24 protein-coding genes and 1 pseudogene are annotated in these 21,293 nt (G+C 63.2%); 13 read left to right on the top strand and 12 right to left on the bottom strand.

Going from position 1 to position 21,293, the window contains the following annotated elements; translation table 11 throughout:
* The first annotated feature begins 323 nt into the window (after positions 1-323).
* Complete coding sequence (locus tag ACK5NW_RS14670) at positions 324-668, top strand: hypothetical protein (protein ID WP_416929368.1); 345 nt, start codon at positions 324-326, stop codon at positions 666-668.
* A gap of 45 nt (positions 669-713) precedes the next feature.
* Here ACK5NW_RS14670 and ACK5NW_RS14665 read toward each other — a convergent pair whose 3' ends face one another.
* From ACK5NW_RS14665 to ACK5NW_RS14655, 3 genes are read right to left on the bottom strand one after another with little or no spacing between them, the layout of a single operon-like run.
* The gene (locus ACK5NW_RS14665) at positions 714-1,166 is read right to left on the bottom strand and encodes a MaoC family dehydratase (protein WP_416929366.1); all 453 of its coding nucleotides are present in this window, start codon (positions 1,164-1,166) and stop codon (positions 714-716) included.
* 54 nt (positions 1,167-1,220) lie between these two features.
* Positions 1,221-1,811 (bottom strand): hypothetical protein, encoded by a 591-nt coding sequence (locus ACK5NW_RS14660; RefSeq protein WP_416929364.1) that lies wholly within the window; start codon positions 1,809-1,811, stop codon positions 1,221-1,223.
* A 51-nt stretch (positions 1,812-1,862) separates the two neighbouring features.
* Positions 1,863-2,483 (bottom strand): AAA family ATPase, encoded by a 621-nt coding sequence (locus ACK5NW_RS14655; protein WP_416929362.1) that lies wholly within the window; start codon positions 2,481-2,483, stop codon positions 1,863-1,865.
* Between the two features lie 71 nt (positions 2,484-2,554).
* Here ACK5NW_RS14655 and ACK5NW_RS14650 point away from each other — a divergent pair, with 71 nt between their 5' ends.
* The 3 genes from ACK5NW_RS14650 to ACK5NW_RS14640 all read left to right on the top strand — a co-directional run bounded on the left by ACK5NW_RS14650 (position 2,555) and on the right by ACK5NW_RS14640 (position 6,306).
* Positions 2,555-3,187, top strand: coding sequence for an NAD(P)H-dependent oxidoreductase (locus ACK5NW_RS14650; RefSeq protein ID WP_416929360.1), 633 nt, complete (start codon positions 2,555-2,557; stop codon positions 3,185-3,187).
* A gap of 81 nt (positions 3,188-3,268) precedes the next feature.
* Positions 3,269-5,158, top strand: a complete 1,890-nt coding sequence (gene kefC / locus ACK5NW_RS14645) for a glutathione-regulated potassium-efflux system protein KefC (RefSeq protein WP_416929358.1) — start codon at positions 3,269-3,271, stop codon at positions 5,156-5,158.
* Positions 5,155-6,306, top strand: coding sequence for an MBL fold metallo-hydrolase (locus ACK5NW_RS14640; protein WP_416929356.1), 1,152 nt, complete (start codon positions 5,155-5,157; stop codon positions 6,304-6,306). Before kefC ends, ACK5NW_RS14640 begins: the two co-directional genes overlap by 4 nt.
* A gap of 56 nt (positions 6,307-6,362) precedes the next feature.
* On the opposite strand, the gene ACK5NW_RS14635 is transcribed toward ACK5NW_RS14640, so the two are convergent.
* The 4 genes from ACK5NW_RS14635 to ACK5NW_RS14620 all read right to left on the bottom strand — a co-directional run bounded on the left by ACK5NW_RS14635 (position 6,363) and on the right by ACK5NW_RS14620 (position 9,778).
* Complete coding sequence (locus ACK5NW_RS14635; RefSeq protein ID WP_416929354.1) at positions 6,363-6,926, bottom strand: DUF1439 domain-containing protein; 564 nt, start codon at positions 6,924-6,926, stop codon at positions 6,363-6,365.
* Positions 6,927-6,957: 31 nt separating this feature from the next.
* Positions 6,958-8,388 carry an efflux RND transporter periplasmic adaptor subunit gene (locus tag ACK5NW_RS14630; RefSeq protein WP_416929352.1) on the bottom strand — a complete coding sequence of 477 codons (1,431 nt, stop codon included), beginning with the start codon at positions 8,386-8,388 and terminating at the stop codon, positions 6,958-6,960.
* Positions 8,389-8,549: 161 nt separating this feature from the next.
* Positions 8,550-8,870, bottom strand: coding sequence for a DUF2322 family protein (locus ACK5NW_RS14625; RefSeq protein WP_416929350.1), 321 nt, complete (start codon positions 8,868-8,870; stop codon positions 8,550-8,552).
* 83 nt (positions 8,871-8,953) lie between these two features.
* On the bottom strand, positions 8,954-9,778 hold the full coding sequence (locus tag ACK5NW_RS14620) for an undecaprenyl-diphosphate phosphatase (RefSeq protein ID WP_416929348.1): 825 nt from the start codon (positions 9,776-9,778) through the stop codon (positions 8,954-8,956).
* A 323-nt stretch (positions 9,779-10,101) separates the two neighbouring features.
* On the opposite strand from ACK5NW_RS14620, the gene ACK5NW_RS14615 reads away from it, so the two are divergent.
* The 5 genes from ACK5NW_RS14615 to ACK5NW_RS14595 are packed head-to-tail and all read left to right on the top strand — an operon-like array spanning position 10,102 to position 14,042.
* Positions 10,102-10,392, top strand: coding sequence for a 2TM domain-containing protein (locus tag ACK5NW_RS14615; protein WP_416929346.1), 291 nt, complete (start codon positions 10,102-10,104; stop codon positions 10,390-10,392).
* A 14-nt stretch (positions 10,393-10,406) separates the two neighbouring features.
* The gene (locus ACK5NW_RS14610) at positions 10,407-11,393 is read left to right on the top strand and encodes an alpha/beta hydrolase (protein ID WP_416929344.1); all 987 of its coding nucleotides are present in this window, start codon (positions 10,407-10,409) and stop codon (positions 11,391-11,393) included.
* A 57-nt stretch (positions 11,394-11,450) separates the two neighbouring features.
* Positions 11,451-12,620, top strand: a complete 1,170-nt coding sequence (locus tag ACK5NW_RS14605; protein ID WP_416929342.1) for a sensor histidine kinase — start codon at positions 11,451-11,453, stop codon at positions 12,618-12,620.
* Positions 12,613-13,158: a retropepsin-like aspartic protease family protein gene (locus ACK5NW_RS14600; protein ID WP_416929340.1), complete on the top strand. Its 546-nt coding sequence runs from the start codon at positions 12,613-12,615 to the stop codon at positions 13,156-13,158. The genes ACK5NW_RS14605 and ACK5NW_RS14600 overlap by 8 nt, the downstream gene beginning before the upstream one ends.
* A complete protein-coding gene (locus ACK5NW_RS14595) occupies positions 13,158-14,042 on the top strand; it encodes a LytR/AlgR family response regulator transcription factor (RefSeq protein WP_416929338.1) in 885 nt (294 codons plus the stop codon). Before ACK5NW_RS14600 ends, ACK5NW_RS14595 begins: the two co-directional genes overlap by 1 nt.
* Before the next feature lie 13 nt (positions 14,043-14,055).
* On the opposite strand, the gene ACK5NW_RS14590 is transcribed toward ACK5NW_RS14595, so the two are convergent.
* Complete coding sequence (locus tag ACK5NW_RS14590; RefSeq protein WP_416929336.1) at positions 14,056-15,051, bottom strand: LysR family transcriptional regulator; 996 nt, start codon at positions 15,049-15,051, stop codon at positions 14,056-14,058.
* A 284-nt stretch (positions 15,052-15,335) separates the two neighbouring features.
* Here ACK5NW_RS14590 and ACK5NW_RS14585 point away from each other — a divergent pair, with 284 nt between their 5' ends.
* Complete coding sequence (locus tag ACK5NW_RS14585; RefSeq protein WP_416929333.1) at positions 15,336-16,589, top strand: MFS transporter; 1,254 nt, start codon at positions 15,336-15,338, stop codon at positions 16,587-16,589.
* Positions 16,590-16,786: 197 nt separating this feature from the next.
* Here ACK5NW_RS14585 and ACK5NW_RS14580 read toward each other — a convergent pair whose 3' ends face one another.
* From ACK5NW_RS14580 to gpmA, 4 genes are all read right to left on the bottom strand, one after another.
* On the bottom strand, positions 16,787-17,161 hold the full coding sequence (locus ACK5NW_RS14580; protein WP_416929330.1) for a glycine zipper domain-containing protein: 375 nt from the start codon (positions 17,159-17,161) through the stop codon (positions 16,787-16,789).
* A gap of 85 nt (positions 17,162-17,246) precedes the next feature.
* A complete protein-coding gene (locus ACK5NW_RS14575; protein ID WP_416929328.1) occupies positions 17,247-17,999 on the bottom strand; it encodes a HesA/MoeB/ThiF family protein in 753 nt (250 codons plus the stop codon).
* A 66-nt stretch (positions 18,000-18,065) separates the two neighbouring features.
* Complete coding sequence (locus tag ACK5NW_RS14570) at positions 18,066-19,514, bottom strand: S41 family peptidase (protein ID WP_416929326.1); 1,449 nt, start codon at positions 19,512-19,514, stop codon at positions 18,066-18,068.
* Positions 19,515-19,652: 138 nt separating this feature from the next.
* The gene (gpmA, locus tag ACK5NW_RS14565; RefSeq protein WP_416929324.1) at positions 19,653-20,396 is read right to left on the bottom strand and encodes a 2,3-diphosphoglycerate-dependent phosphoglycerate mutase; all 744 of its coding nucleotides are present in this window, start codon (positions 20,394-20,396) and stop codon (positions 19,653-19,655) included.
* 142 nt (positions 20,397-20,538) lie between these two features.
* On the opposite strand from gpmA, the gene ACK5NW_RS14560 reads away from it, so the two are divergent.
* From ACK5NW_RS14560 to ACK5NW_RS14550, 3 genes and pseudogenes are all read left to right on the top strand, one after another.
* Complete coding sequence (locus ACK5NW_RS14560; RefSeq protein WP_416929322.1) at positions 20,539-20,946, top strand: rhodanese-like domain-containing protein; 408 nt, start codon at positions 20,539-20,541, stop codon at positions 20,944-20,946.
* 62 nt (positions 20,947-21,008) lie between these two features.
* Positions 21,009-21,107 (top strand): glutaredoxin domain-containing protein, encoded by a 99-nt coding sequence (locus tag ACK5NW_RS14555; protein ID WP_416929319.1) that lies wholly within the window; start codon positions 21,009-21,011, stop codon positions 21,105-21,107.
* A gap of 47 nt (positions 21,108-21,154) precedes the next feature.
* Positions 21,155-21,293: pseudogene (locus ACK5NW_RS14550) on the top strand (IS5/IS1182 family transposase); the annotation flags it as partial.

Here is a 21,293-nt window from a genome sequence, read left to right as displayed (position 1 = left end):
AATCAGGGTCAAGCGAACCAAAAACAGCGCAAAACGATGAGAAATTCAACGCTCGTTTCGCCATGTGAACATTCACGCGTCACCTCGCCCTGCAGCGGGGGTTGTGCAGACCTTCCCTAAGCAGGCAAGAACAGTGCGTCGTCGGTATGTGAGTAATCAGACTGCATGCGTGCATTTCTCACAACAAAAGAAGCGTTACCTCTGGGTTTAATGAAAAGTGAGAAATTGTTGCGCTCATCCACTTGGACAGGCAGCTTGCTGGCATCTATAGTGGCCGGACCAGAGTAAAAATAGTTTGAAGCCAAGCCATAAACCAAAAGATCATGCTGTCAGCCCCCGCCTACGTTTCTACATTCGTCAGCATTACTCGCCGCATGGTGAGTGGTGCACGGCGTGGGCACGACAGTGATGTAGTTCTGCGCGAAATTCGCACAGCCATGGTTGAGCAAGTGCTTGACTGTCCCCCGGCGCGCACCCGGTCGGCGCGTGCGCACATCAACGCCGCCGAATCGACGCAACAACTCTGGCTGCTGCGCGGCGAGGTTTATCAGGCCATTTCAGACCAGTTCGGTCAACATGAGGCTGAACGCCGCATGGCGCTGATCGAGCCGCTGTTTCCGCAGCAGTTGCGCGCTCCGCGCAGCGCCTTCAGTCGCGTCAAAAAATAAGTACCATTTCAAGCTTTAGCGCACCTTGACAGAGCGCTGGCAGCTTCAAATGTAATAGCGTGACAGCGGCTCGGCCACACACACTGGCTTATCAGCGCCTTCACGCTCAATGGTGCAGCGCCATGCCAGTTGCATGCCGCCTTCGATGGTGGACGCTTGCAGTAATGTAAAGCGCGCGCGCAAACGGCTGCCCACCGGCACGGGTGCCATGAAGCGCACTTTGTTCAGCCCGTAGTTGATGCCCATGCGCACGCCTTTGACTTCCATGGCATTCATGCCCAGCCCAGCCAGCAATGAAAGCGTCAGGTAGCCGTGCGCCACCGTGGTGCCAAATGGGCCTGCTTTAGCACGCTCAGCATCCACATGAATCCACTGGTGATCACCTGTGGCATCGGCAAACTGGTCGATATGCTGTTGCGTGACAGTAAACCAGTCCGATACCACTTCGTCCTGGTCGGTCAAAGCCACCAGCTCGTCCAAAGATTGAAAGATTCGCATAGCGGTTCACTGTAGCGGCCACGCCAGCACGCTGGTGTCCGTCAGGTGACTGGCTCAGTTTTCAGCTTTATCCGCAGGCTTGTCATAAGGCTCTTCATACGCGGGCCGCATGTTCACAACCCCCCAAGCTCCATTCACCAAAGCCAGTACCAGGCGGATAGGTACTTTGGCAGGCTTGATTTGATGGCCTTTGCTTGACTCGTCTTTGACGCAAAAAGTCAGCCGTATGTCGATGGCTGCAAACAGCAGTTCGACGCCCACCACGTGGGGCATGTAAACCTCGGTACGCTTTTCCTTCTTGCCCAGCTCGATTGCATGGACACCGCCCACCTTGTCGACCAGTTGAACCAGCCGCTTCATCAAGTAGGCATAGGTGCCAGGCTCTTCTTCTAGCATGTCGGCCGTCAGTTGTCTGGCGGTGTCAAGATCCTTGTGCGCCATGGCCTGCATGAACGCCAATGCCACCGCATCTTCTGACGTTCGATCGACCGCACTGGCAACTGGTCGGCTGATTTCAGCCGCACACGATTCATAAAGCGGCGCTGCCCAGCCCATGGGCGCGAACGCCAGCAACGCAGCCAAAACCAGGCCGCTGCGAATGGTGTGGGCTGCGGAGTCAAAGGGCACGGAGTGGGTTGATGGCATACAGAGTTTTTCTTTGTTGATCTGTTGCAGACCATCCTGACGATCAGCTGATCACCCCTGATCCAGCCAGCGGCCAATGTCTTCCCATTGCGCCAGATCGCGCTGCACGCGACCAGGGGCTACATCAAAAATCGTCAACCCACGCGCAGCCAGGTACACATAGTTTTGCGTGGGACGCAACATGCCCAGCACCGGCACGCCCAGCCCGTCCATGAACTGGCGCAACTGGTCGGCGGCAATGGTGCGCTCGTCCACGCGCATGCCCACCAGGGCAATATCACGCTTACCGGCCCCTTTCCATTCCAGAAGCTGGTCGATGAATTCACGCGTGGCGTAGATGTCAAAAATGCTCGGCTGCACCGGCACGATCAGCTTATCGGCCAGCCGCACCACGTCTTTGAAACGCGTGCCGTGCAAGCCCGCGGGCGTGTCCAGCACCACGTGCGTGGTGCCTTTGGGCGGGCGTACGATAAAGTCGCGCTGCACCTGCCAAGCGGTAATGGGGCGGGCCGCTTCGGGCCGCAGGCCCAGCCACAGGCGTGATGACTGCTGGCGATCCACATCGCCCAACATCACCGCATGCCCTTGCCGCGCAAAATAACCCGCTACATTGGTAGCCAGCGTGGATTTGCCCACGCCGCCTTTGGGATTGGCAACAACTACAACCGGCATGGCATGGCTTTCCTGTCTGGGATGAAATGGGGTGACCATATGCAGGTCAGATTTGCGCTATGTTACAGGCCATGACCGATACCCCCGCTGATTCCATTTACCTCGTCGCCGCCCATCCCGACTGGCGCAATTCGCGCATCACACGCCGCCTGCTCGATGCCGCCCGCAGCATGCCTAGCGTGGACGTGAACGATTTGTACACCAGCTACCCCGACTACGCCCTCGATGTGCAAGCCGAGCAAACCCGCCTGCAACGCGCCAGCCTGGTGGCACTGATGTTCCCGCTGTACTGGTATTCGGCCCCTGCGCTGCTGAAATTGTGGCTGGACGAAGTGCTGACCTACGGCTGGGCCTATGGCCAAAGCCAGTGCGCGCTGGCGGGCAAAACCCTGTGGCTGGCCACCAGCGGAGGCGGCCCCGAAGCCTCGTACCAGCCCAGCGGCTACAACCGCCACCGGCTGGACGAATTTCTGATCCCCTGGCAGCAGATGGCCCATTTGTGCGCCATGAACTACGCTCCGCCCTTGACCTTGCTGGGCGCGCGCAGCGCCAGCGAGGCTACGCTGGACACCCACATCAACGCCTTCACCCAGGCGTTGAACACTTGGCCCCAATGGGCAACGCATCAAACCGCCAACACCGACGCCTCCGCACCGGAGGGCGTGTGGGTGCCTGCCACCGACCGGCAGGCCGCATCCGCCTGAATACGGGCTGCCCGAGCGCGCCCCTTCTTCACGCACCCTCCATTTTTCCTCTGATCTGAACCAAACCCGTTTTTCCCCTCTATGGAACACCTCCCCACCTGGCTCAGCGGTAGCCTGATTTTTCTGGGCGCAGCCGTGATTGCCGTGCCCGTGTCCAAGGCCCTGGGTCTTGGCTCCATCATTGGCTATCTGGCCGGGGGCATTTTGATCGGCCCCTGGGGCATGGGTCTGGTCAGCGATGTCGACACCATCTTGCACTTTGCCGAATTCGGCGTGGTGCTGATGCTGTTTTTGGTCGGGCTGGAACTGGAGCCTGACCGCCTGTGGAAGCTGCGCGGCCCCATCTTCGGCTGGGGCAGCGCGCAAATGGCGAGCTGCACCGCCGCCATCATGGTCGTGGCACTGCTGCTGGGCGTGCCCTGGCGCACGGCGCTGGTGGTGGCACTGGGTCTGGCGCTGTCGTCCACCGCCGTGGCGCTGCAAGTCATGGGCGAGCGCAACTTGCTGCGCACCACCAGCGGGCAGGCCGCCTTTGGCATGTTGCTGTTTCAGGACGTGGCCGCCATCCCCATTCTGGCGCTGCTGCCACTGCTGGGGCCTGGCGTGGCGGGCGCACCCATCGCCGCCAGCGACCAGGCACTGGAAGCGGCCAAGATCATCGGCGTGATTGGCGGCATCATCGTCGGTGGCCGCTTGCTGATTCGCCCCGCGCTGCGCTGGATTGCCCGCAGCGACACGCCCGAGATCTTCACCGCCGCCTCGCTGCTGCTGGTGGTGGCCATTGCCGCGCTGATGCACGCGGTGGGCCTGTCGATGGCGCTGGGGGCCTTTTTGGCCGGGGTACTGCTGTCGCAAAGCGAATACCGGCGCGAGCTGGAAACCGACATCGAACCCTTCAAGGGCCTGTTGCTGGGGCTGTTTTTCATTGCCGTGGGCATGAGCATCGACTTTGGCGTGCTGCTGGCCAGGCCGTGGCAGATTCTGGGCATCGTGCTGGGCTTTTTGCTGCTCAAAATGGTCGCGCTGCTGGCGCTGGCCGGCGTGATGCGTCTGCCCTCAGCCGAGCGCGCCACCTTTGCCGTGCTGATGGCGCAAGGCGGCGAATTCGCCTTCGTGGTGTTTCAAACCGCTGCGGGCAACCGCGTGTTTTCTACCGAAGTGTCGTCCATGCTGATCGGTGCGGTGGCGCTGTCCATGCTGCTCAGCCCCTTGCTGCTGGTGGCGGTCGACCGCTGGGTCATGCCGCGTTACCAGCGCGGCGGCCAGCGCACGGCCGAAGAAATATCCGAGCCGCAAGACGCCCCGGTGCTCATCGCCGGTTTTGGCCGCTTTGGGCAAATTGTGGCGCGCGTGCTGGCCGCACAAAGCGTTCGCACCACCATCCTCGACCACGACGTTGAGATGATGGAGGCCGCCCGCACCATTGGCAGCCAGGTGTTTTATGGCAACGCCACGCGGCTCGATCTGCTGCGCGTAGCCGGTGCCGCCGAAGCCCAGGTGTTGGTCGTGGCAGTGGACGATGTAGAGCAGTCACTGGCCATCGTCGATCTGGCGCACGAGCATTTTCCGCAGCTAAAAATCGTCGCGCGTGCGCGCGACGTGCTGCACTGGGGTCAACTGGTCGACCGTGGGGTGGAATGTGTTGACCGCGAGATGTTCGAGTCCAGCCTGATGAGTTCGCGCCGTGTGCTGCAACTGCTGGGCTACCCCGCGCATGAGGCGCGCCAGGCTGCATTGACCTTCCGCCGCCACAACATCGCGCTGGTCGAACGCATTCGCCCCTTGCGCCAAGACCGCGAAAAACTGGTCGCCACCATCAAGGCCAGCCGCGCCCAACTGGAAGCGCAAATGGCCCAGGAGCGCACCGAACGCAGCGCACGCCACGCCCCCAACGAGGGCTTGTTCGATGCACCCGGGCACGCATCCGCCCCGATGTCCACCACCGCCCCACCTTCGCCTGACACCGCATGAAATCATTCGGTCAACGCGCCAGCGGCGAGCGGCTGGAACGCATGCGCGCATCGCCCCAATGGGCGGGCGATGGCTTTCGCAACCTGGCCCCCATCGCCCCCGGCCTGCGCCAGCCGGGCGCGGCCATGCCATCCATCGGCGAAATGCTGTGCCCCAGACCGCCCCGGCTGCCGCCTGGCCCACTGCCGCTGCACGACCCGCGCGCGGCCTGGCTGCGTCCGCCCCAAAGCGGTCTGCGCGCCACCTGGCTGGGCCACTCCACCGTGCTGCTGGAAATCGATGGCTGGCGCGTGCTGACCGATCCGGTATGGGGGCCGCGCGCTTCGCCGTTCGCACGCATGGGCCCCAAGCGCTTTCACCCCGCCCCTGTAGCACTGCGCGACCTGCCCGAGGTGGACGCCATCGTCATCTCCCACGACCACTACGACCACCTGGACTACCCCACCATTCGCGCCCTGCGTGCAGCCCGCGTGCCCTTCATCACCACCTTGGGCGTGGGTGCACACCTGCAAGCCTGGGGCATTGCGCCAGAACGCATCACCGAGCTGGACTGGTGGCAAAGCCACACCGTGTCCGGCACCGGCCTGACCGTAACCGCCGCACCCTCGCAGCACTTCAGCGGGCGCGGACTGAAAACGCGCAACAGCACCCTGTGGGCCAGCATGGTGGTGCGCGGCCCACGCCACGCGATGTTTTTCAGCGGCGACACTGGCTTGACCGAGCAGTACGCCACCATCTGCGAACGGCTTGGCCCGTTCGATCTGGCCTTGCTGGAAGTCGGTGCCTGGCACCCCGCCTGGGGCGACATCCATTTAGGCCCCGATCACGCCATGCAGGCGCTGGCCCTGCTGGGCAACCCCGCCTTTTTACCCGTGCACTGGGGCACCTTCTGCCTGGCCATGCACGACTGGGATCAGCCGGTCGAGCGCTTGCTTGACCTCGCCCCCGCCAGCCCTGCCGCCTTGCTCATGCCCCGCCTGGGCCAACCGCTGGAGCCTGCCCACGGCCCGCTGCTCACCGCTTGGTGGCGCAATCTGAAAAGCACCGAACTGGCGTCTGATTTGCTATCACAACAAGCGCTTTCTGCACAATACCAACAAGCGTCAGAGGCCGATTCAATGCCCAAAGAAGCCTGGCCGCTGGATTGAGAAGTTCATCGGTCGCTCGGGCAGATGATGGCAACCTGGTACTGTCTTCCGCGCGCTCACAACCCCAGCACCACATTCAAATGCCCGTCCTCGACCAACACGCGCTTGAGTACCGCTTTGGCCGCAACCTGCTTCATGTCGCGCGCATTCAGCGTATAGACCGGGTGGCTGGCATAAAACGCCGCCAGCGCCTGGGTCAGGGCCGTGGTCAATGAGGCTTCATATTGGGCAGGAATGCCTTGCACCGACAGCCGCTCGATCACCGGATCGACCAGAAAAAATTCACCCGTTTCAGCCTTGTACTGCACGCCCGCCGTCACATCCACCGCACCGCCCAGCGTCTGGCTCTGCTGGCCCACACGAATATGCGTGTCGATATCCAGCCCGGCGTTCACCCGGTTGCTGCCGCTTTGAAGCTGCACGCGCGGGTTTTTCAGGGTGATTTGAAAAATGAACAGATAGGTTTTGGTCAGCGGCAGTTTTTCTGACAAGCGCTGCTGGATCTGCGCCTCGGAAAAGCGCAGCGGGTACTCCTTGCCCAGGTTGAACACATACGCGCCCACGCCCGCCGCCAGCAGCAGAGCCACCAGTGCCAGCCCAGTCCACTTCATCCGCGACATGACCACCCTCGCTCCTGTATCCGTCGACGCATCATTGCGGCGCAGAAGCGCCCCCTGCCGGTGCGCTGGCCCCGCGCCTGCGCCTGCTGATTGCATCGTTCCCCGCACCTGAGGCTGCATTCGCCGGGCCTGCCGCCGCACCGCTTTTCAGACTGTCTGCGGTCTGCACCTTGCCGCCTTCTTTGACCCGATCACCGCCTTCGGTGACCACGCGCTCGCCGCCTTGCAGGCCCTGGGTAATCAGCAGCTGATCGTCAGTCCCCAGCCCGGTGCTCACGCGGCGCATGTGGGCGGTGCCTTGCGCGTCCACCACGTACACGTAGTTGCCTTGCGGGCCGCTGCGCACTGCGGTCACAGGCACCAGCACGCCGTTTTGCGCGCCCAGTTGCAGGCGCACATTGACAAACTGGTTGGGAAACAGCGTGTCGCCTTCATTGGCAAAGCGCGCCTTGGCCTTGACGGTGCCGGTGGCGGTGTCGATCTGGTTGTCCAGCGTCCTGAACACGCCTTGGGCCAGCGGCTGGCTGCGCTCGCGGTTCAAGGCGGTGACGTTCAGGGGGCCGGTTTTTTGTGCCGCCAGCACTTCGGGTACGCGGTCTTGCGGCACGGCGAACACCACGTCGATGGGGTTGATTTGCGTAACGGTGGCAATGCCGGTACTGCCATTGGCGGTGACCAGGTTGCCAGGATCGACGTTGCGCAGGCCAATGCGCCCGTCGATAGGCGCGTGAATGCGGGTGTAGTCCAGGTTGATCTGGGCCGCGCGCTCGCTGGCGCGGTCGGCCTCCACCGTGCCTTGCAGCTGCTTGACCAGCGCGGCCTGGGTTTCCACATCTTGCCGGGCGATGGAGTCTTTGTCCCACAGCGCCTGATAGCGCGCCAAGGTGGTGCGGGCCACGGCCAGTTGCGCCTCGTCGCGGGCGCGCTGGCCTTTGGCCTCGGCCAGCGCCTGGTCGTAGGTGCGCGGGTCGATGCGGGCCAGCAACTGGCCTTTTTTAACCATTTGTCCTTCGGTGAACAACACCTCGGCCAGCACGCCGCCCACTTGCGGCACCAAAGTGGCAGTCACCGGCGGGGTGACGGTGCCCAGCGCGTCCACCAACACTGGCAGCGCGCCTTGCTGCGCCGTGACCAGCCCCACGGTCACACCGCCGCCACCACCGCGGGGGCCACGCGGGCCGCCACCGGGTGGACCGCCGGGGCCGCCGGGTGGGCCACCCATTTCAGCCGCAGGTGCCGTGGCTTTGGCGCGCTGTACCAGCCACCAGGCGCTGCCCGTCAGTGCGGCAATCAGACAGGCCGCCACCAGCACCGACAGCCACGTGCGTCGCCTTGGAGTGGGAGCAGCCTGAGGTGCGGTCTGGGACGTGGCGGCGGCTGAAGCCAGATGGCGGGCCGATGCAGCAGGCGCAGGCGCAGCAGGCGCAGTCGCGGGAGGCGGGGTCGCGGGAGGTAGGGTCATGGGACAAAAAAAACGAAAGGCGGCATGCGCATCAGGCGCATGTTAGGGCGCACCTGAACGCCCCTGTTTGTCAGGCGGTTGAAGAAATGTAAAGCAGCCGGGCGCGGCATCACGCGGCCCAGGCTTGAGCACGCTGACACCCGCCAACCGCGCAGCGGCATTCATCGCTCGCGCAGCGTCACCAGCCGCCAACCGGCCTGCGCTGGGCTGTGTTGCAACAGCAGATCGATATTGGGGTGCGCGCCGGGGCGGGCCTGTGCATCGGCCACGTGCTCGGCAAACCACCGCAGGCCCTGCGCAGCGGCTTCGGCACTGAAAGCGCCGCCAAACTGCACCGCCAGCGCATGGTACACACGCAGCGACCCCAGCTTGCCCGGCGCGGCCGGAATGTGGTGCACCACGGTGCCGCTGGCGTCCACCACGTCCAGCCCAGTCAGGCCGTCGATGGGTGGCAAGGTGTCCAGGGTTTGCTGAAAGTTCATGGCAATCCGTTCAAGTAAAAGCGCCAAGCATACGCACCGCCCCCATCGGATGAGGCAGCAGGGCCGTGCAGACAGGGGGCGTTCTATTCACCCCAGCGCACCCAGCCGCCCCACCAGGTCAGCAGCACGATCAACCCAAACGCGATGCGGTACCACGCAAACGGCACAAAACTGTGGCTGGCGATATAGCGCAGCAACCAGCGCACGCATACCCAGGCACTGATGAAGGCAAACACCAACCCGATGGCAAACAGCGGCACGTCGGCCGCGCTGAGCAAAGCACGGTCTTTGTACAGCGAATACGCGCCCGCGCCGATCAGCGTGGGAATGGCCAGAAAAAAAGAAAAGTCTGTCGCCGTCTGGCGCGACAGGCCCATCAACATGCCGCCGATGATGGTGGCCCCCGAGCGGCTGGTACCCGGAATCATGGCAAAGCATTGCACCAGGCCGACTTTCAGCGCGTCCAGCGGCGTCATGGCGTCCACCGACTGCACGCGCGCCGTGCTTTGCGGGCGGCGCTCGGCCCACAAAATGACGAAGGCCCCCAGAATGAAGGTGGTGGCCACCACCTGCGGCGTGAACAAATGCGCCTTGATGGCCTTGCCCAGCAACAGACCCAGCACCACGGCGGGCAAAAAGGCAATCAGCACATTCAGCACAAAGCGCTGTGCGGCCCGGCTGCTGGGCAGCGCCACCACGGTGTCCCTGATTTTTTGCCAGTACACGATGATGACGGCCAGAATGGCCCCGGTCTGGATGGCAATGTCGAACACCTTGGCCTTGGCATCGTCAAAACCCAGCAAGCTGCCCGCCAAAATCAAATGGCCGGTGGACGAGATAGGCAAAAACTCGGTCAGCCCTTCCACCACGCCCATGATCGCGGCCTTGACGGCCCACACTGCATCCACATCCCACTCCTTGCCCGCACCCAGGTTCTGCGCTTTCAGCTACACCCTTTGTAGCTGCTGGCGCTGATTTTACAAGCGCTGGCGGCTGATTTCTTTTGAAACTTTGAGTGCCAGATCATCCATCTGCCCACACCAATGATCTGCCACAGGTGCATTTCGCACCCGCTCAGGCGCATTTCGCGCCACCAGAGGGCATGCCGTCGCAAACCGCTGGCGGTCAGGCACGCCCGGCGGCACAGTCGATCTGATCTGCACCCGCACCGCACCGCACCCGCACGGCGCTGGCCTGAAACCCATCCATTTTTTCTACAGGAAAATTCACCATGCCCCCCACTGCCCTGACCGAAACCGAAATCGAACGTCTGGCCCGTCGCCGCGCCGGTGCCAAAATGGGCTGGTACATACACGCTGCGGTGTACGTCGCGGTCAACCTGATGCTGATCGCGCTGTCGCTGTACCAAGGCCGCTCCTGGTTCATATTTCCGCTGCTGAGCTGGGGCCTGGGCCTGGCATTGCACGGCGGCGGCGTCTGGCTGGCCGGTCCTGGCTGTGGATTGCGTCAGCGTTTGATTGAGCGTGAACGGGCTGCGCTGGCAGGCCGTGCCGAGCGCTGACAAACACCATCGCCGTGCGCGCCAAAGTCCTGCACACTGGCCTACTGCTGGCGCTGCTCTTGACCGCCACGCTCGCCATCGCCATCGCCATCACATTCGGCGGCCCAAGCACCATCACCCCGCTGGCCAGCGTCAACGCACCGTTTGCACACGTCAGCATCGATGGCTTGCCTGCCGTGCAGCGCTGGAGCGCGCGCGACGGCACCTCTTTGGCCTATCGGCATTACCCGGCCCTGGCGGCCACCCATGCAAATCCACCGACCCGTGCGGTGCTCATCCACGGCTCGTCGGCCAGCAGCCGCTCGATGCACACACTGGCGTTGGCCTTGGCGCAGAAAGGTGTTGTCGTTGATGCGCTGGACGTGCGCGGCCACGGTGACAGCGGCCCGCGCGGCGACATCGCCTATATCGGTCAGCTGGAAGACGACCTGGCCGATTTCATGCGTGCGCACCCTTTTTCGGGCCGCAACGTGCTGCTGGGGTTTTCAGCGGGCGGTGGCTTTGCACTGCGTTTTGCGGGCGGGCTGCAACAAGCGCTGTTTGACCGTTACGCGCTGCTGGCCCCTTATCTGGGTTACGACGCACCCACCACACGTCCGAACAACGGCGGCTGGGCCTCGGTGGGTGTGCCGCGCGTCATTGCGTTGCGGCTGCTCAACGCGGTGGGCATCACGGCATTCAACCCTCTACCCGTGACCCGTTTTGCACTGGACGACTGGGGCCAGCGCCACCTGACGCCACATTACAGCTACACCCTGTCGACCAATTTTGCGCCGCACCGCCGCTGGCGCGATGACATCGCCCAGGCACGCGCGCCCATCACGGTGCTGGTGGGTCAGAACGACGAATTGTTTGCCCCCAAGCAGTTCGCGCCCGCTTTTGCCGGGGCGCACCCGACTGCGTCCGTGGCAGCGGTGCCGCAAGTCGATCACATGGGACTGATACTGCAAGCCGATGCCGTGCGGGCCATCGTGCAGGCGTTACGCCAGCATCCAGGATAAAAATCACCCTGCTGCTTTTCATAACGCTCAAGCAGCTTCTTTTTGGCAGCGATCCACATGACCTTCAACGACCGGCATCACCTCGTACAACATCTGGCGCAGGTGGTGGTGTTTTGCGCTCTGGTGGCGGTGCTGACCACCGCCATCTGGCCGCAAAACAGCTATTGGGTGCAGTGGGGCAGGTCGCTGTGCATCGGGCTGCCGACCTGGGCATTCATTGACCTGGGCCGCCTGCTGGTCGATCCGCGCCACTGCCATCGCCTGAGCCACGATGTGAACCACGACGCGCACGGCTGGCCCAAAGGCTGGCGTGGCGTGCTGCTGGTCACCACAGGCGTGAGTCTGGGCTACCTGCTGGGCGAGTCGTTAGGCAACTGGCTATTCGGCCAAAGCACAGCACCTTCGGCGGCCGAGGCGCAGCGCGATGCGCAGATTGGCCTGATGATCACCGTCGCCGCAGGCGTGGTGGCCAGCCTTTACTTTTACCTGCGCGGCAAGACCCACGCGCTGGAGTCCGCCACCCGCGCCGCTGAGCGCGACGCCGCCGAGGCCCATCTGCGCCTGCTGCAAAGCCAGTTGGCACCGCACATGCTGTTCAACACCTTGGCCAATTTGCGCGCGCTGATCGGCAGCGATCCCCAGGCCGCGCAGCAGATGCTCGATCAGCTCAACAACTACCTGCGCGCCACGCTGGACGCATCGCGCTCCGCCCAGCATCCACTGGCAACTGAGTTTGCGCGGCTTGGCGACTATCTGGCGCTGATGGCGGTGCGCATGGGGCCGCGCCTGTCCACTGGCCTGCATTTGCCGCCTGATTTGCACCATGTACCGGTGCCGCCACTGCTGCTGCAACCGCTGGTCGAAAACGCCATCCAGCACGGTCTGGAGCCGCGTGTGCAAGGCGGGCGCATCGAAGTGAGCGCGGCCCGCCGAGGGGATGCGCTGGTGCTCATCGTGGCCGACACCGGCGTGGGCTTTGACACCACCGCAAGCGCCAGCCGCTTTGGACTGGCACAGGTGCACGAGCGCATTGCCACCGCCTACGGCGCACAGGGTCACACACAGGCACAGATGCACGTGCAGTCCAGGCTTGGCCAAGGCACGCAGGTGGTGCTGACACTGCCACTGACGTTGCCACTGACCACTGGGCTACAAGAAGTGGTCGGCATAGGCCAAACAGACCGCCAAACAGACAGCCAAGGTGTGCATACTTCAGCCCATGTCTGAATCTGAAAACACGGTACCCGACCCCGCCAGCACGCTGCGCCACAGCACCTTGATGATGCTGGTTTTCTGGTTGGTGCTGGCTGCGGTGCTGTGGGCAGGCTTCAGCTGGTGGGAACAGCGCCAGCGTGCGGCCATCGCGCCTTACCAGCAGTCCGGTGGTGAACTGGTGATTCCGCGCGCACCAGGCGGGCACTTCTACGTGGATGGCGAAGTCAACCACCAGCCGGTGCGCTTCATGGTCGATACCGGGGCCAGCGGCGTGTCGATCACCAGCGCCACCGCGCGTGCGGCGGGCCTGCCCAAAGGCACACCCATCACCGTGCGCACCGCCAACGGCGAGCGCGCGGGCTGGGTGGTGCAGGGCGTGCCGGTCAAAGCCGGGCCGCTGGTGGTCAACGAGGTGCGGGTCATCGTCGGCATGACGTCTGACGAGCCTGATGAGGGCTTGCTGGGTCAATCTTTTTTGCGCCACTTTGACGTCCAGATCGGTGCCGAGCACATGACGCTGCGCCCGCGCGCACTGCAAGCCGGGTCGTGATGAACGCCCCCACCGCCCTGATCGCCGAGGACGAGCCGCTGCTGGCCGCCGCGCTGCAAGCCGAGCTGGCGCGCGCCTGGCCCGAATTGCAGGTGATCGCCACCGTGGGTGACGGCATCAGCGCCGTGCGCGAGGCATTGGCCTTGCGGCCGCAGGTGCTGTTGTTCGACATCCGCATGCCGGGCCTGAGCGGGCTGCAAGCCGCCGCCGAACTGGCCGACGCCTGGGACGAGGCCGGGCACCACGGGCCGTTTCCGCAACTGGTGTTCGTCACCGCCTACGACCAGTACGCGGTGCAGGCTTTTGAGGCCCAGGCGGTGGACTATGTGCTGAAACCCGTGCAACCCGCACGGCTGCAAAAAACGGTGCAAAAAGTGGCCGCAGCGCTAGAGCAACAAGCACTGAAGGCTACTGATTTGGAAGCAGCCAAGTCTGCACTGATGCCGCCATCGCTGCCTGCCGCACTGGATGCCACCGCCCACCAACTGCGCCAGTTGCTGGCCGCGCTGCAATCCCCGCCAACCGCGACCGAGCCGCCATGCCCGCCTTTGAACCATCTGCAAGTCAGCCCTGCCGGATCGAACGGGAGCACGATCCGCCTGGTGCCGCTGACCGAGGTGCTGTATGCGCAAGCGGCCGACAAATACGTGCGCGTGGTTTGCTCTGGCGGTGAAGAACACCTGCTGCGCACGCCGCTGAAAGACTTGTTGCCGCAGTTGGATGCGGCGCAGTTCTGGCAGATTCACCGCAGCACCGTGGTGCGGGCCGACGCTATCGACGCCGTGCAGCGCGACGATGCGGGCAAGCTGCATCTGGCCCTGCGCGGCTGCCCTGACCGGCTGGCCGTCAGCCGCCTGTACGCCCACAGGTTCAAGGCCATGTGACGCCAACCCATCCTCACGCGGCCTGCTCCCACGGCGGCACAGGGCTGAACCGGGCGGCCAGCGCATCCAACACGGCGTGTACCTTGGGCACGCGGGCGCGACTAGGGGTGTAGCAAGCGTAGATCTGGCGGCCAAAGCGGTTGTCCACATGGTGGCCGGGCAGCACGGCGCGCAGGCGCTGTTGTGCCAGGTGTGGGGCAATCAGGTACAGCGGCAAAATGGCCAGTCCCTGCCCGGCCAGGGCCAGATCGAGCAGGCAGTCGGTGTTGTTGGTGTGCATGCGGCTGGTCACGGGCACGACGTGGGTTTGCCCGCCCGGCGTGGTCAGGTGCCAGTGGTGGTCGTCCGACAGCAAAAAGCTCAAGGTCTGGTGCCCGGCCAGATCAGCCACATTGCGCGGCACACCGCGCGCGGTCAGATAGGCGGGTGCGGCGCAAATCACGCGCTCCAGCGTGGCCAGCTTGCGCACCACAGCGTCTTGTGGCGGGCTGCGCGTCATGCGCAGGGCCAGGTCGATATGCTCGTCGGCCAGATCGATCAGTTGGTCGGTCAGCAACAGCTCGCAGACCAGGCGCGGGTACTGCTCAGCCAGGTGTGTGAGCACGGGGGCCACGTGCAGGCGGCCAAAGCTGATGGTGGCGCTCACGCGCAGCAGTCCGTGCGGCTCGTCACCCAGGTTGCCCACGGCCAACTGGGTGGCGGCCACGCTTTCCAGCGCAGCCAGCGCATGCTGGTGAAACACCTGCCCAGCGGGGGTCAGCGCCAGGCGGCGGGTGCTGCGCTGAAGCAAGCGGGTGCCAAAAGCCGCTTCCAACTCGGCCACCTGCTTGCTGACCTGCGCGCGCGTGCAGCCCAACTGGCGCGCCGCAGCGGCCATGCTGCCTGCCTCGACGGTTTTGACAAACGCCTGCCAGGCGGGCAGCCAGGGCATGGCACGCCCGGCCAATGAGGCCGTCCAGCCACCAGAAGCAGGAATGCCTACAGTATGCAAAGAAGAAGATCGCGGCATCGTCAATGATTTGTTGACAGAGTGACGCTAATTATGGGCTTTTTGCGCACCAGGCAAGCTTCTATCATCCATGCTGGTGTAGTGGTCGATGCTCGATGGCACTTATAAAAATGATGGATTTGTCGTCGTGACAAGGCGCGTTTTTATGTGCCAGATAGCGCCGAACACTACACTAGTACGGCGGCTGGGCGCGCATCTCAAACCACGGTTCGTCACGGCTTCAGGGAGAAGCTGGCGCACAAACTCCACCGCTGCCTCACTTTCCAATCAAGGCTTTTTCACACATGTTCAAGACGCTCAAAGCGCCCGGCGCGCTGGCGATCACGCTGGCCGCCGCCGGGATTTTGATGGTGACCATGGGCATCCGCCAGTCCATGGGGCTGTTCGTCGGGCCGCTGAACACGGCCACCGGTCTGGGCATTGTCACCATCAGCTTTGCCATGGCGGTGGCGCAGCTCACCTGGGGGGCCATTCAGCCACTGGCAGGCGCGGCGGCCGACCGCTGGGGGCCACGGCCGGTGCTGATTGCGGGCATTGTGGTGTTGGCACTGGGCAGTGCGCTGACGCCTTTGATGCCCAGCAAATGGGGGCTGATCTTCACCGTGGGGCTGCTGACGGCCATGGGCGCGGGCGCGGGCAGCTTTTCGGTGCTGATTGGCGCAGCGGCCCAGCGGTTACCCGCGGAATCACGCGGCTCGGCCTCGGGCGTCATCAACGCCGGCGGCTCACTGGGGCAGTTTGTGTTTGCACCGCTGACGCAAAAACTGATTCAGATGACGAGCTGGATGGGGGCCATGTACACGCTGGCCGTGCTGACCCTGCTGGCGCTGCCGCTGGTGGGCAAAGTGACCAAGCCGATGGCATCAGACACCACCGCCTCAGGTACCGACGGCACCACCGAAGGTGCCTCCCAAGGTGTTTCCCAAGGCGGGCTGAAAGCCACGCTCAAGCAAGCCATGGCCGACCGCAGCTACCTGCTGCTGCACGCCGGTTTTTTCACCTGTGGCTTTCACATTGCGTTTTTAGTCACGCACCTGCCCAAGGAAGTGGATTTATGCGGATTGCCTGCGTCGGTGGCCAGTTGGTCGCTGGCGCTGATCGGGCTGGCCAACATTGTTGGCAGCCTGGTCGTGGGTAACCTGGTGGGGCAATACCGCAGCAAGATGATTCTGGCGCTGATGTACGGCAGCCGCGCGGTGCTGGTGCTGTGGTACCTGGCCATGCCGCGCGAGCCTTGGGTGTTTTACGTGTTTGCCGTCGGGCTGGGCCTGACCTGGCTGGCCACCGTGCCGCCCACAGCCGGGCTGGTGGGCAAGCTGTTTGGCGTGCGCTACCTGGGCACGTTGTTCGGCCTGACGCTGTTGAGCCACCAGATCGGCGGCTTTTTAGGGGCTTGGTTGGGCGGCCTGGCGGTGGCCGAATACGGCAATTACGACTGGATGTGGTGGGCCGATATCGCTTTGGCCGCCCTGGCGGCGGTGCTGAATCTGCCCATCCGCGAAGCCCGCATGCCGCGCCCGGCTGCGGCAGCGGCTTGAACGAAACGGGCTTAGAGCGTGTTCAAAGTCTCAGCGTGGGGAGTGTGGGATGTGGGTCGGGATGGGCTGCAAGGCGCAAACCGCAGCGATACCTGGCGGTATCGCGAGGATTTGCAACGCAGCAGACCGCCCGAGGCCGCGCCGACACACCCGCGCAGAGACTTTGAACACGCTCTTAACAGGCTTTATGGGGGCTTTTAGCGGCGACGGCCCAGCAGCAGCGCCACCACAGCACCTGCTGCGGCCGCAATGGCCATGGATTTCAAGGGTTGCTCGGCCACGTAGGTGCTGGTTTTGTCAGACACCTGATGGAACTTTTCACGTGCCTGGGCCGTGGTTTCGGCCGCCACTGTCTTGCCGCGTGCGGCCACGTCCTGCATCCGGGCGCTGATAGCGTCGATGGCGGGCTTGATGTCTTCGCTCAGCGTGCGCGCCTTGGCATCGGCCTTGTCCAGCACCTGTTCAGCGTGTGCCCGCGCGGCATCAATGGTGCGCTCTACCTGGGCCGAAGTCTTGTCGGCCGCAGTCTCGGCGGTTTCGGCGATTTTTTCGATGGTGTGTTTGGTGGTCATGCGTGTTTCCTTTCAAGGCCATCGGTTGGACAGGATATGACTGCCAAGTTTAAGCCAGCCCATGGTTGTCAGTACCTGATTCACGTCAGCTTGGCGCAGCACACACCGGGCAGGTGGGCTGGCGTGCCAGCCGCACTTCGTTGAATTCAGCGTCACGCAGATTGAGCATCAGCAAGCGGCCTGTCAATGACGCTCCTGTTTGACTGAGCAGCTTCAAAGCCTCAGCCGCCTGCAATGTGCCCACCACGCCCACCAGCGGCGCAAACACGCCCATGGTGGCGCAGCGCACCTCTTCAACTGCGGTGCTGGGCGGGAAAACGCAGGCATAGCAAGGCGAATCGGCGCAGCGCGGGTCGTACACCGCCACTTGACCGTCAAAGCCGATCGCCGCGCCGGACACCAACGGACGGCGATGCTGCACACACGCCCGGTTCAGCGCATGACGGGTGACGAAGTTGTCGGTGCAGTCCAGCGCCACATCGGCCTCGGCCACCAACTCGCTCAGGCGCTGTGCATCAGCACGCTCGCAAAACGTGCGCACCTTGACGGTGGAGTTGATAGCGGCAATCGCCTGCTGGGCCGACACTACCTTGGCCTGACCAATACGCGCTTCGGTGTGCATGATCTGGCGTTGCAGGTTGGTCAAATCCACGGCGTCGTCGTCCACCAGCGTGATGGTGCCCACGCCCGCGCTGGCCAGATACAGCGCCACGGGTGAACCCAGCCCGCCCGCACCCACGATCAAGGCATGAGAGGCCAATAGTTTTTCTTGCCCCTCAATTCCCAGCTCATCCAGCAAAAGATGTCGCGAATAGCGCAGAAGCTGCTGATCGTCCATGAAGGTCTGATGCCGTCAAGAAAAAGAAGGCCGCAAATGCGGCCAAAAGATATTTGCCATCACGGCTTATTCGTCGGTCTTGGCGACCTCTTTGCGTTCGACCAGCGTCTTGCTGACCTTGACCGGCTGGCCTTTGAGCTTGGCCAAGGCTTGCAACAAGGGGAAGTCCTTGTCGCTGCCGTATTCGGGCGGGCGGCGCTGTGATTCGGGCTTGCGCGCTTCGGCTTCCAGGCGCTTGAGCGCTTCTTCGCGTTCTTTTTCCAGTTCTTTTTCGAGTTCGGGATTTTTGTTTTCAGGCTCGGCACCGCTCAAGTGCTTGTCCAGGTCGGCCTCGCGCATGCGCAACACGGCATAGGGGCTGCCTTCGGCGGTGTCGTCGATCATGATGTCGGGCACGATGCCCTTGGCCTGAATGGTCTTGCCGCTGGGGGTGTAGTACAGCGCGGTGGTGATTTTCAGCGCGGTATCAGGCCCCAAAGGGCGTACGGTTTGCACAGAACCTTTGCCAAAAGTCTGGCTGCCCATGATGGTGGCGCGCTTGTGGTCTTGCAGCGCACCAGCCACGATTTCGCTGGCCGAGGCCGAGCCTTCGTTGACCAGCACCACCAGCGGCACTGACTTGAGGGCGGCGGGCAGCCCCTTGAGTGGATCGCTGCCGCGCCGGCGCATGTAGTCTTGTGGCCGGGCCTTGAAAACCGCCTTGGATTCCTCGATCTGGCCGTTGGTAGATACCACGGTCACACCTTCAGGCAAAAAGGCGGCAGAGATGGCCACGGCGGCATCCAGCAGGCCGCCGGGGTCGTTGCGCAAGTCCAGCACGATGCCTTTGAGGTGCGGATCGCGTTTGTACAAGTCCTGCACTTTGGTGACAAAGTCGTCCACCGTGCGCTCCTGAAACTGCGACAGGCGCACCCAGGCGTAACCTGGCTCCACCACCTTGGCCTTGACCGACTGGGTGCGGATTTCTTCGCGGATGATGGTGACGGGGAAGGTGCGGTTTTCATCGCGGCGCAAAATGGTCAACACCACCTTGGTGCCCGGCTCGCCGCGCATGCGCTTGACGGCTTCATTGAGCGACAAGCCCTTGATGGCTGTGTCGTCCACGCGCGTGATCAAGTCGCCCGGTTTGAGGCCCGCGCGGTCGGCGGGCGAGCCTTCAATGGGCGAGACCACACGCACCAGCCCGTCTTCTTGCGTGATCTCGATGCCCACACCGACAAAACGCCCTGCCGTGCCTTCGCGAAATTCCTTGTAGGTCTTTTTATCGAAGTACTGCGAGTGCGGATCCAGGCTGGACACCATGCCCGAGATGGCGTCGGTAATCAGCTTTTTCTCTTCGACTTGTTCGACGTAATCAGACTTGATCATGCCGAACACGGCGGCCAACTGCTGCAACTCTTCCAGCGGCAAGGGTGCCACCGCGCCGCGCGCGACGGTTTGCAAAGACACGGTGGTCAGCGCACCGGCAAGCGCGCCCACGGCGATCCAGCCGGTGATTTTGGCTTTCTGACTCATGTGGTGGTGTTTCCTACGGGGAAGGGCAAGGTGCAATATACATGCCCTGTCGGCTTTTGGTATGCAAGGCGGGGCAAAGTTCCGTGCGTGTTTGCCAGTTGCAAGGCTTGGGTAGGCTGGACTTGCTTCATCAGCGCTTCATGCCTTGCCCTGGTTGGCCACAGCGGCTGCGGCTTTGGCCGCCGCCTCGGCATCGCCCAGGTAATAGTGACGGATGGGCTTTAAGTCAGCATCCAGCTCGTACACCAGCGGGATGCCGTTGGGGATGTTCAGGCCGACGATCTCGGCGTCGGAAATACCGTCCAGGTACTTCACCAGCGCGCGGATGGAGTTGCCGTGCGCTGCCACCACCAGGCGCTTGCCTGCGCGAATGGCGGGGGCCATGGATTCGTTCCAGAACGGCAGCACGCGCGCCACGGTGTCTTTCAGGCATTCAGTCAGTGGCACTTCGGCGGGTTGAAGTTTGGCGTAGCGCAAATCGCCCCGTTCGCTGCGGGCATCATTTGGCTCCAGCGCGGGCGGCGGTGTGTCGTAGCTGCGGCGCCAGACCATCACCTGTTCGTCGCCGTATTGCTTGGCGGTCTCGGCCTTGTTCAGACCTTGCAGTGCGCCGTAATGGCGTTCGTTCAAGCGCCAGTGTTTGACGGTGGGCAGCCATTGGCGATCCATGGCGTCCAGGCAGTGCCACAGCGTATGGATGGCGCGCTTGAGTACGCTGGTGTAGGCCACATCAAACTCATAACCCGCTTCTTTCAGAAGGCGACCAGCTTCTTGGGCCTGGGCCACGCCGGTGGGCGTGAGCGCGACATCGGTCCAGCCGGTGAAGCGGTTTTCAAGGTTCCAGGTGGATTCGCCGTGGCGGATGAGAACGAGCTTGTACATGGCTGGCCGTATTTATTCAGGGCTTGGATATTTTGAAAGACATGACCCACCGGGGCGGCGGGTAAAACCAGCCATTTTAGAATGCTTGAATTCAGGCCAGCGCCCAACGCGCCTGTCATTTTCTTGAACAAGGATATCGATCGTGGATTTTTTAATGGCCAACTGGCCTTTTGCCCTGCTGGCGCTGGTGTCTGGCGGCCTGCTGCTGGCGCAAACCCTGCGTGGCGGCACAGGCGGCGGCGTGTCGCCCAGCCAGGCGGTGCAACTCATCAACCGCGAAAAGGCGGTGGTGGTGGATGTATGCTCACCTGAAGAATACGCCGCAGGTCATGTGGGCGGCGCCCGTAACATTCCGCTGGACGAGCTGGAACAAAAGCTGCCTGAGGCGGTGAAAAACAAGGCCACGCCAGTGGTACTGGTGTGCGCCTCGGGCGTGCGCTCAGGCCGCGCAGTGGCCATGGCCCGCAAACTGGGGTATGACAAGGCCCAGGCTTTGGCGGGTGGCCTGAAAAGCTGGCGCGACGCCAATTTGCCGGTAGAGCGGGCCTGAACGTCCGCACCCAGCCCGTTCACCTCAAACGGCTTTCACTCCATCAGCAGGCAAAACACCCCATGCAAGTCGTCAAGATGTACACCACCGGCACCTGTCCTTACTGCCTGCGGGCCAAGCAGGTGCTGAAACACAAAGGCGTGACTACCGGGAACCTCTAAAAACCCTCCGCCATCCAACCGCAGCCCAAGACGCCCCTACCCGCATGATGATGAAACTGCGCAGTGCCCTGAAGCACGACCTATTCGCCGACGACGCCCACAAGCGCAAGATTGATGTACTGGGCGATCCCCTGGAGCTGATCGCGCGGCACATCGACTTTGAGCATCTGGCGGGCCTGATCGATG

The organism is Ottowia sp. (genome assembly GCF_047975795.1).
Classification (GTDB): Bacteria; Pseudomonadota; Gammaproteobacteria; order Burkholderiales; family Burkholderiaceae_C; genus Ottowia.
The sequence above is the reverse complement of the archived record's forward strand: the minus strand, read 5'-3'. Positions and strand labels throughout refer to the sequence as shown.

Bases quoted from the DNA above. Each gene is read 5' to 3' on its own strand.
- ACK5NW_RS14670 (WP_416929368.1), top strand. From the start codon at position 324: ATGCTGTCAGCCCCCGCCTACGTTTCTACATTCGTCAGCATTACTCGC.
- ACK5NW_RS14665 (WP_416929366.1), bottom strand. From the start codon at position 1,166: ATGCGAATCTTTCAATCTTTGGACGAGCTGGTGGCTTTGACCGACCAG.
- ACK5NW_RS14660 (WP_416929364.1), bottom strand. From the start codon at position 1,811: ATGCCATCAACCCACTCCGTGCCCTTTGACTCCGCAGCCCACACCATT.
- ACK5NW_RS14655 (WP_416929362.1), bottom strand. From the start codon at position 2,483: ATGCCGGTTGTAGTTGTTGCCAATCCCAAAGGCGGCGTGGGCAAATCC.
- ACK5NW_RS14650 (WP_416929360.1), top strand. From the start codon at position 2,555: ATGACCGATACCCCCGCTGATTCCATTTACCTCGTCGCCGCCCATCCC.
- kefC (WP_416929358.1), top strand. From the start codon at position 3,269: ATGGAACACCTCCCCACCTGGCTCAGCGGTAGCCTGATTTTTCTGGGC.
- ACK5NW_RS14640 (WP_416929356.1), top strand. From the start codon at position 5,155: ATGAAATCATTCGGTCAACGCGCCAGCGGCGAGCGGCTGGAACGCATG.
- ACK5NW_RS14635 (WP_416929354.1), bottom strand. From the start codon at position 6,926: ATGTCGCGGATGAAGTGGACTGGGCTGGCACTGGTGGCTCTGCTGCTG.
- ACK5NW_RS14630 (WP_416929352.1), bottom strand. From the start codon at position 8,388: ATGACCCTACCTCCCGCGACCCCGCCTCCCGCGACTGCGCCTGCTGCG.
- ACK5NW_RS14625 (WP_416929350.1), bottom strand. From the start codon at position 8,870: ATGAACTTTCAGCAAACCCTGGACACCTTGCCACCCATCGACGGCCTG.
- ACK5NW_RS14615 (WP_416929346.1), top strand. From the start codon at position 10,102: ATGCCCCCCACTGCCCTGACCGAAACCGAAATCGAACGTCTGGCCCGT.
- ACK5NW_RS14605 (WP_416929342.1), top strand. From the start codon at position 11,451: ATGACCTTCAACGACCGGCATCACCTCGTACAACATCTGGCGCAGGTG.
- ACK5NW_RS14600 (WP_416929340.1), top strand. From the start codon at position 12,613: ATGTCTGAATCTGAAAACACGGTACCCGACCCCGCCAGCACGCTGCGC.
- ACK5NW_RS14595 (WP_416929338.1), top strand. From the start codon at position 13,158: ATGAACGCCCCCACCGCCCTGATCGCCGAGGACGAGCCGCTGCTGGCC.
- ACK5NW_RS14590 (WP_416929336.1), bottom strand. From the start codon at position 15,051: ATGCCGCGATCTTCTTCTTTGCATACTGTAGGCATTCCTGCTTCTGGT.
- ACK5NW_RS14585 (WP_416929333.1), top strand. From the start codon at position 15,336: ATGTTCAAGACGCTCAAAGCGCCCGGCGCGCTGGCGATCACGCTGGCC.
- ACK5NW_RS14580 (WP_416929330.1), bottom strand. From the start codon at position 17,161: ATGACCACCAAACACACCATCGAAAAAATCGCCGAAACCGCCGAGACT.
- ACK5NW_RS14575 (WP_416929328.1), bottom strand. From the start codon at position 17,999: ATGGACGATCAGCAGCTTCTGCGCTATTCGCGACATCTTTTGCTGGAT.
- ACK5NW_RS14570 (WP_416929326.1), bottom strand. From the start codon at position 19,514: ATGAGTCAGAAAGCCAAAATCACCGGCTGGATCGCCGTGGGCGCGCTT.
- gpmA (WP_416929324.1), bottom strand. From the start codon at position 20,396: ATGTACAAGCTCGTTCTCATCCGCCACGGCGAATCCACCTGGAACCTT.
- ACK5NW_RS14555 (WP_416929319.1), top strand. From the start codon at position 21,009: ATGCAAGTCGTCAAGATGTACACCACCGGCACCTGTCCTTACTGCCTG.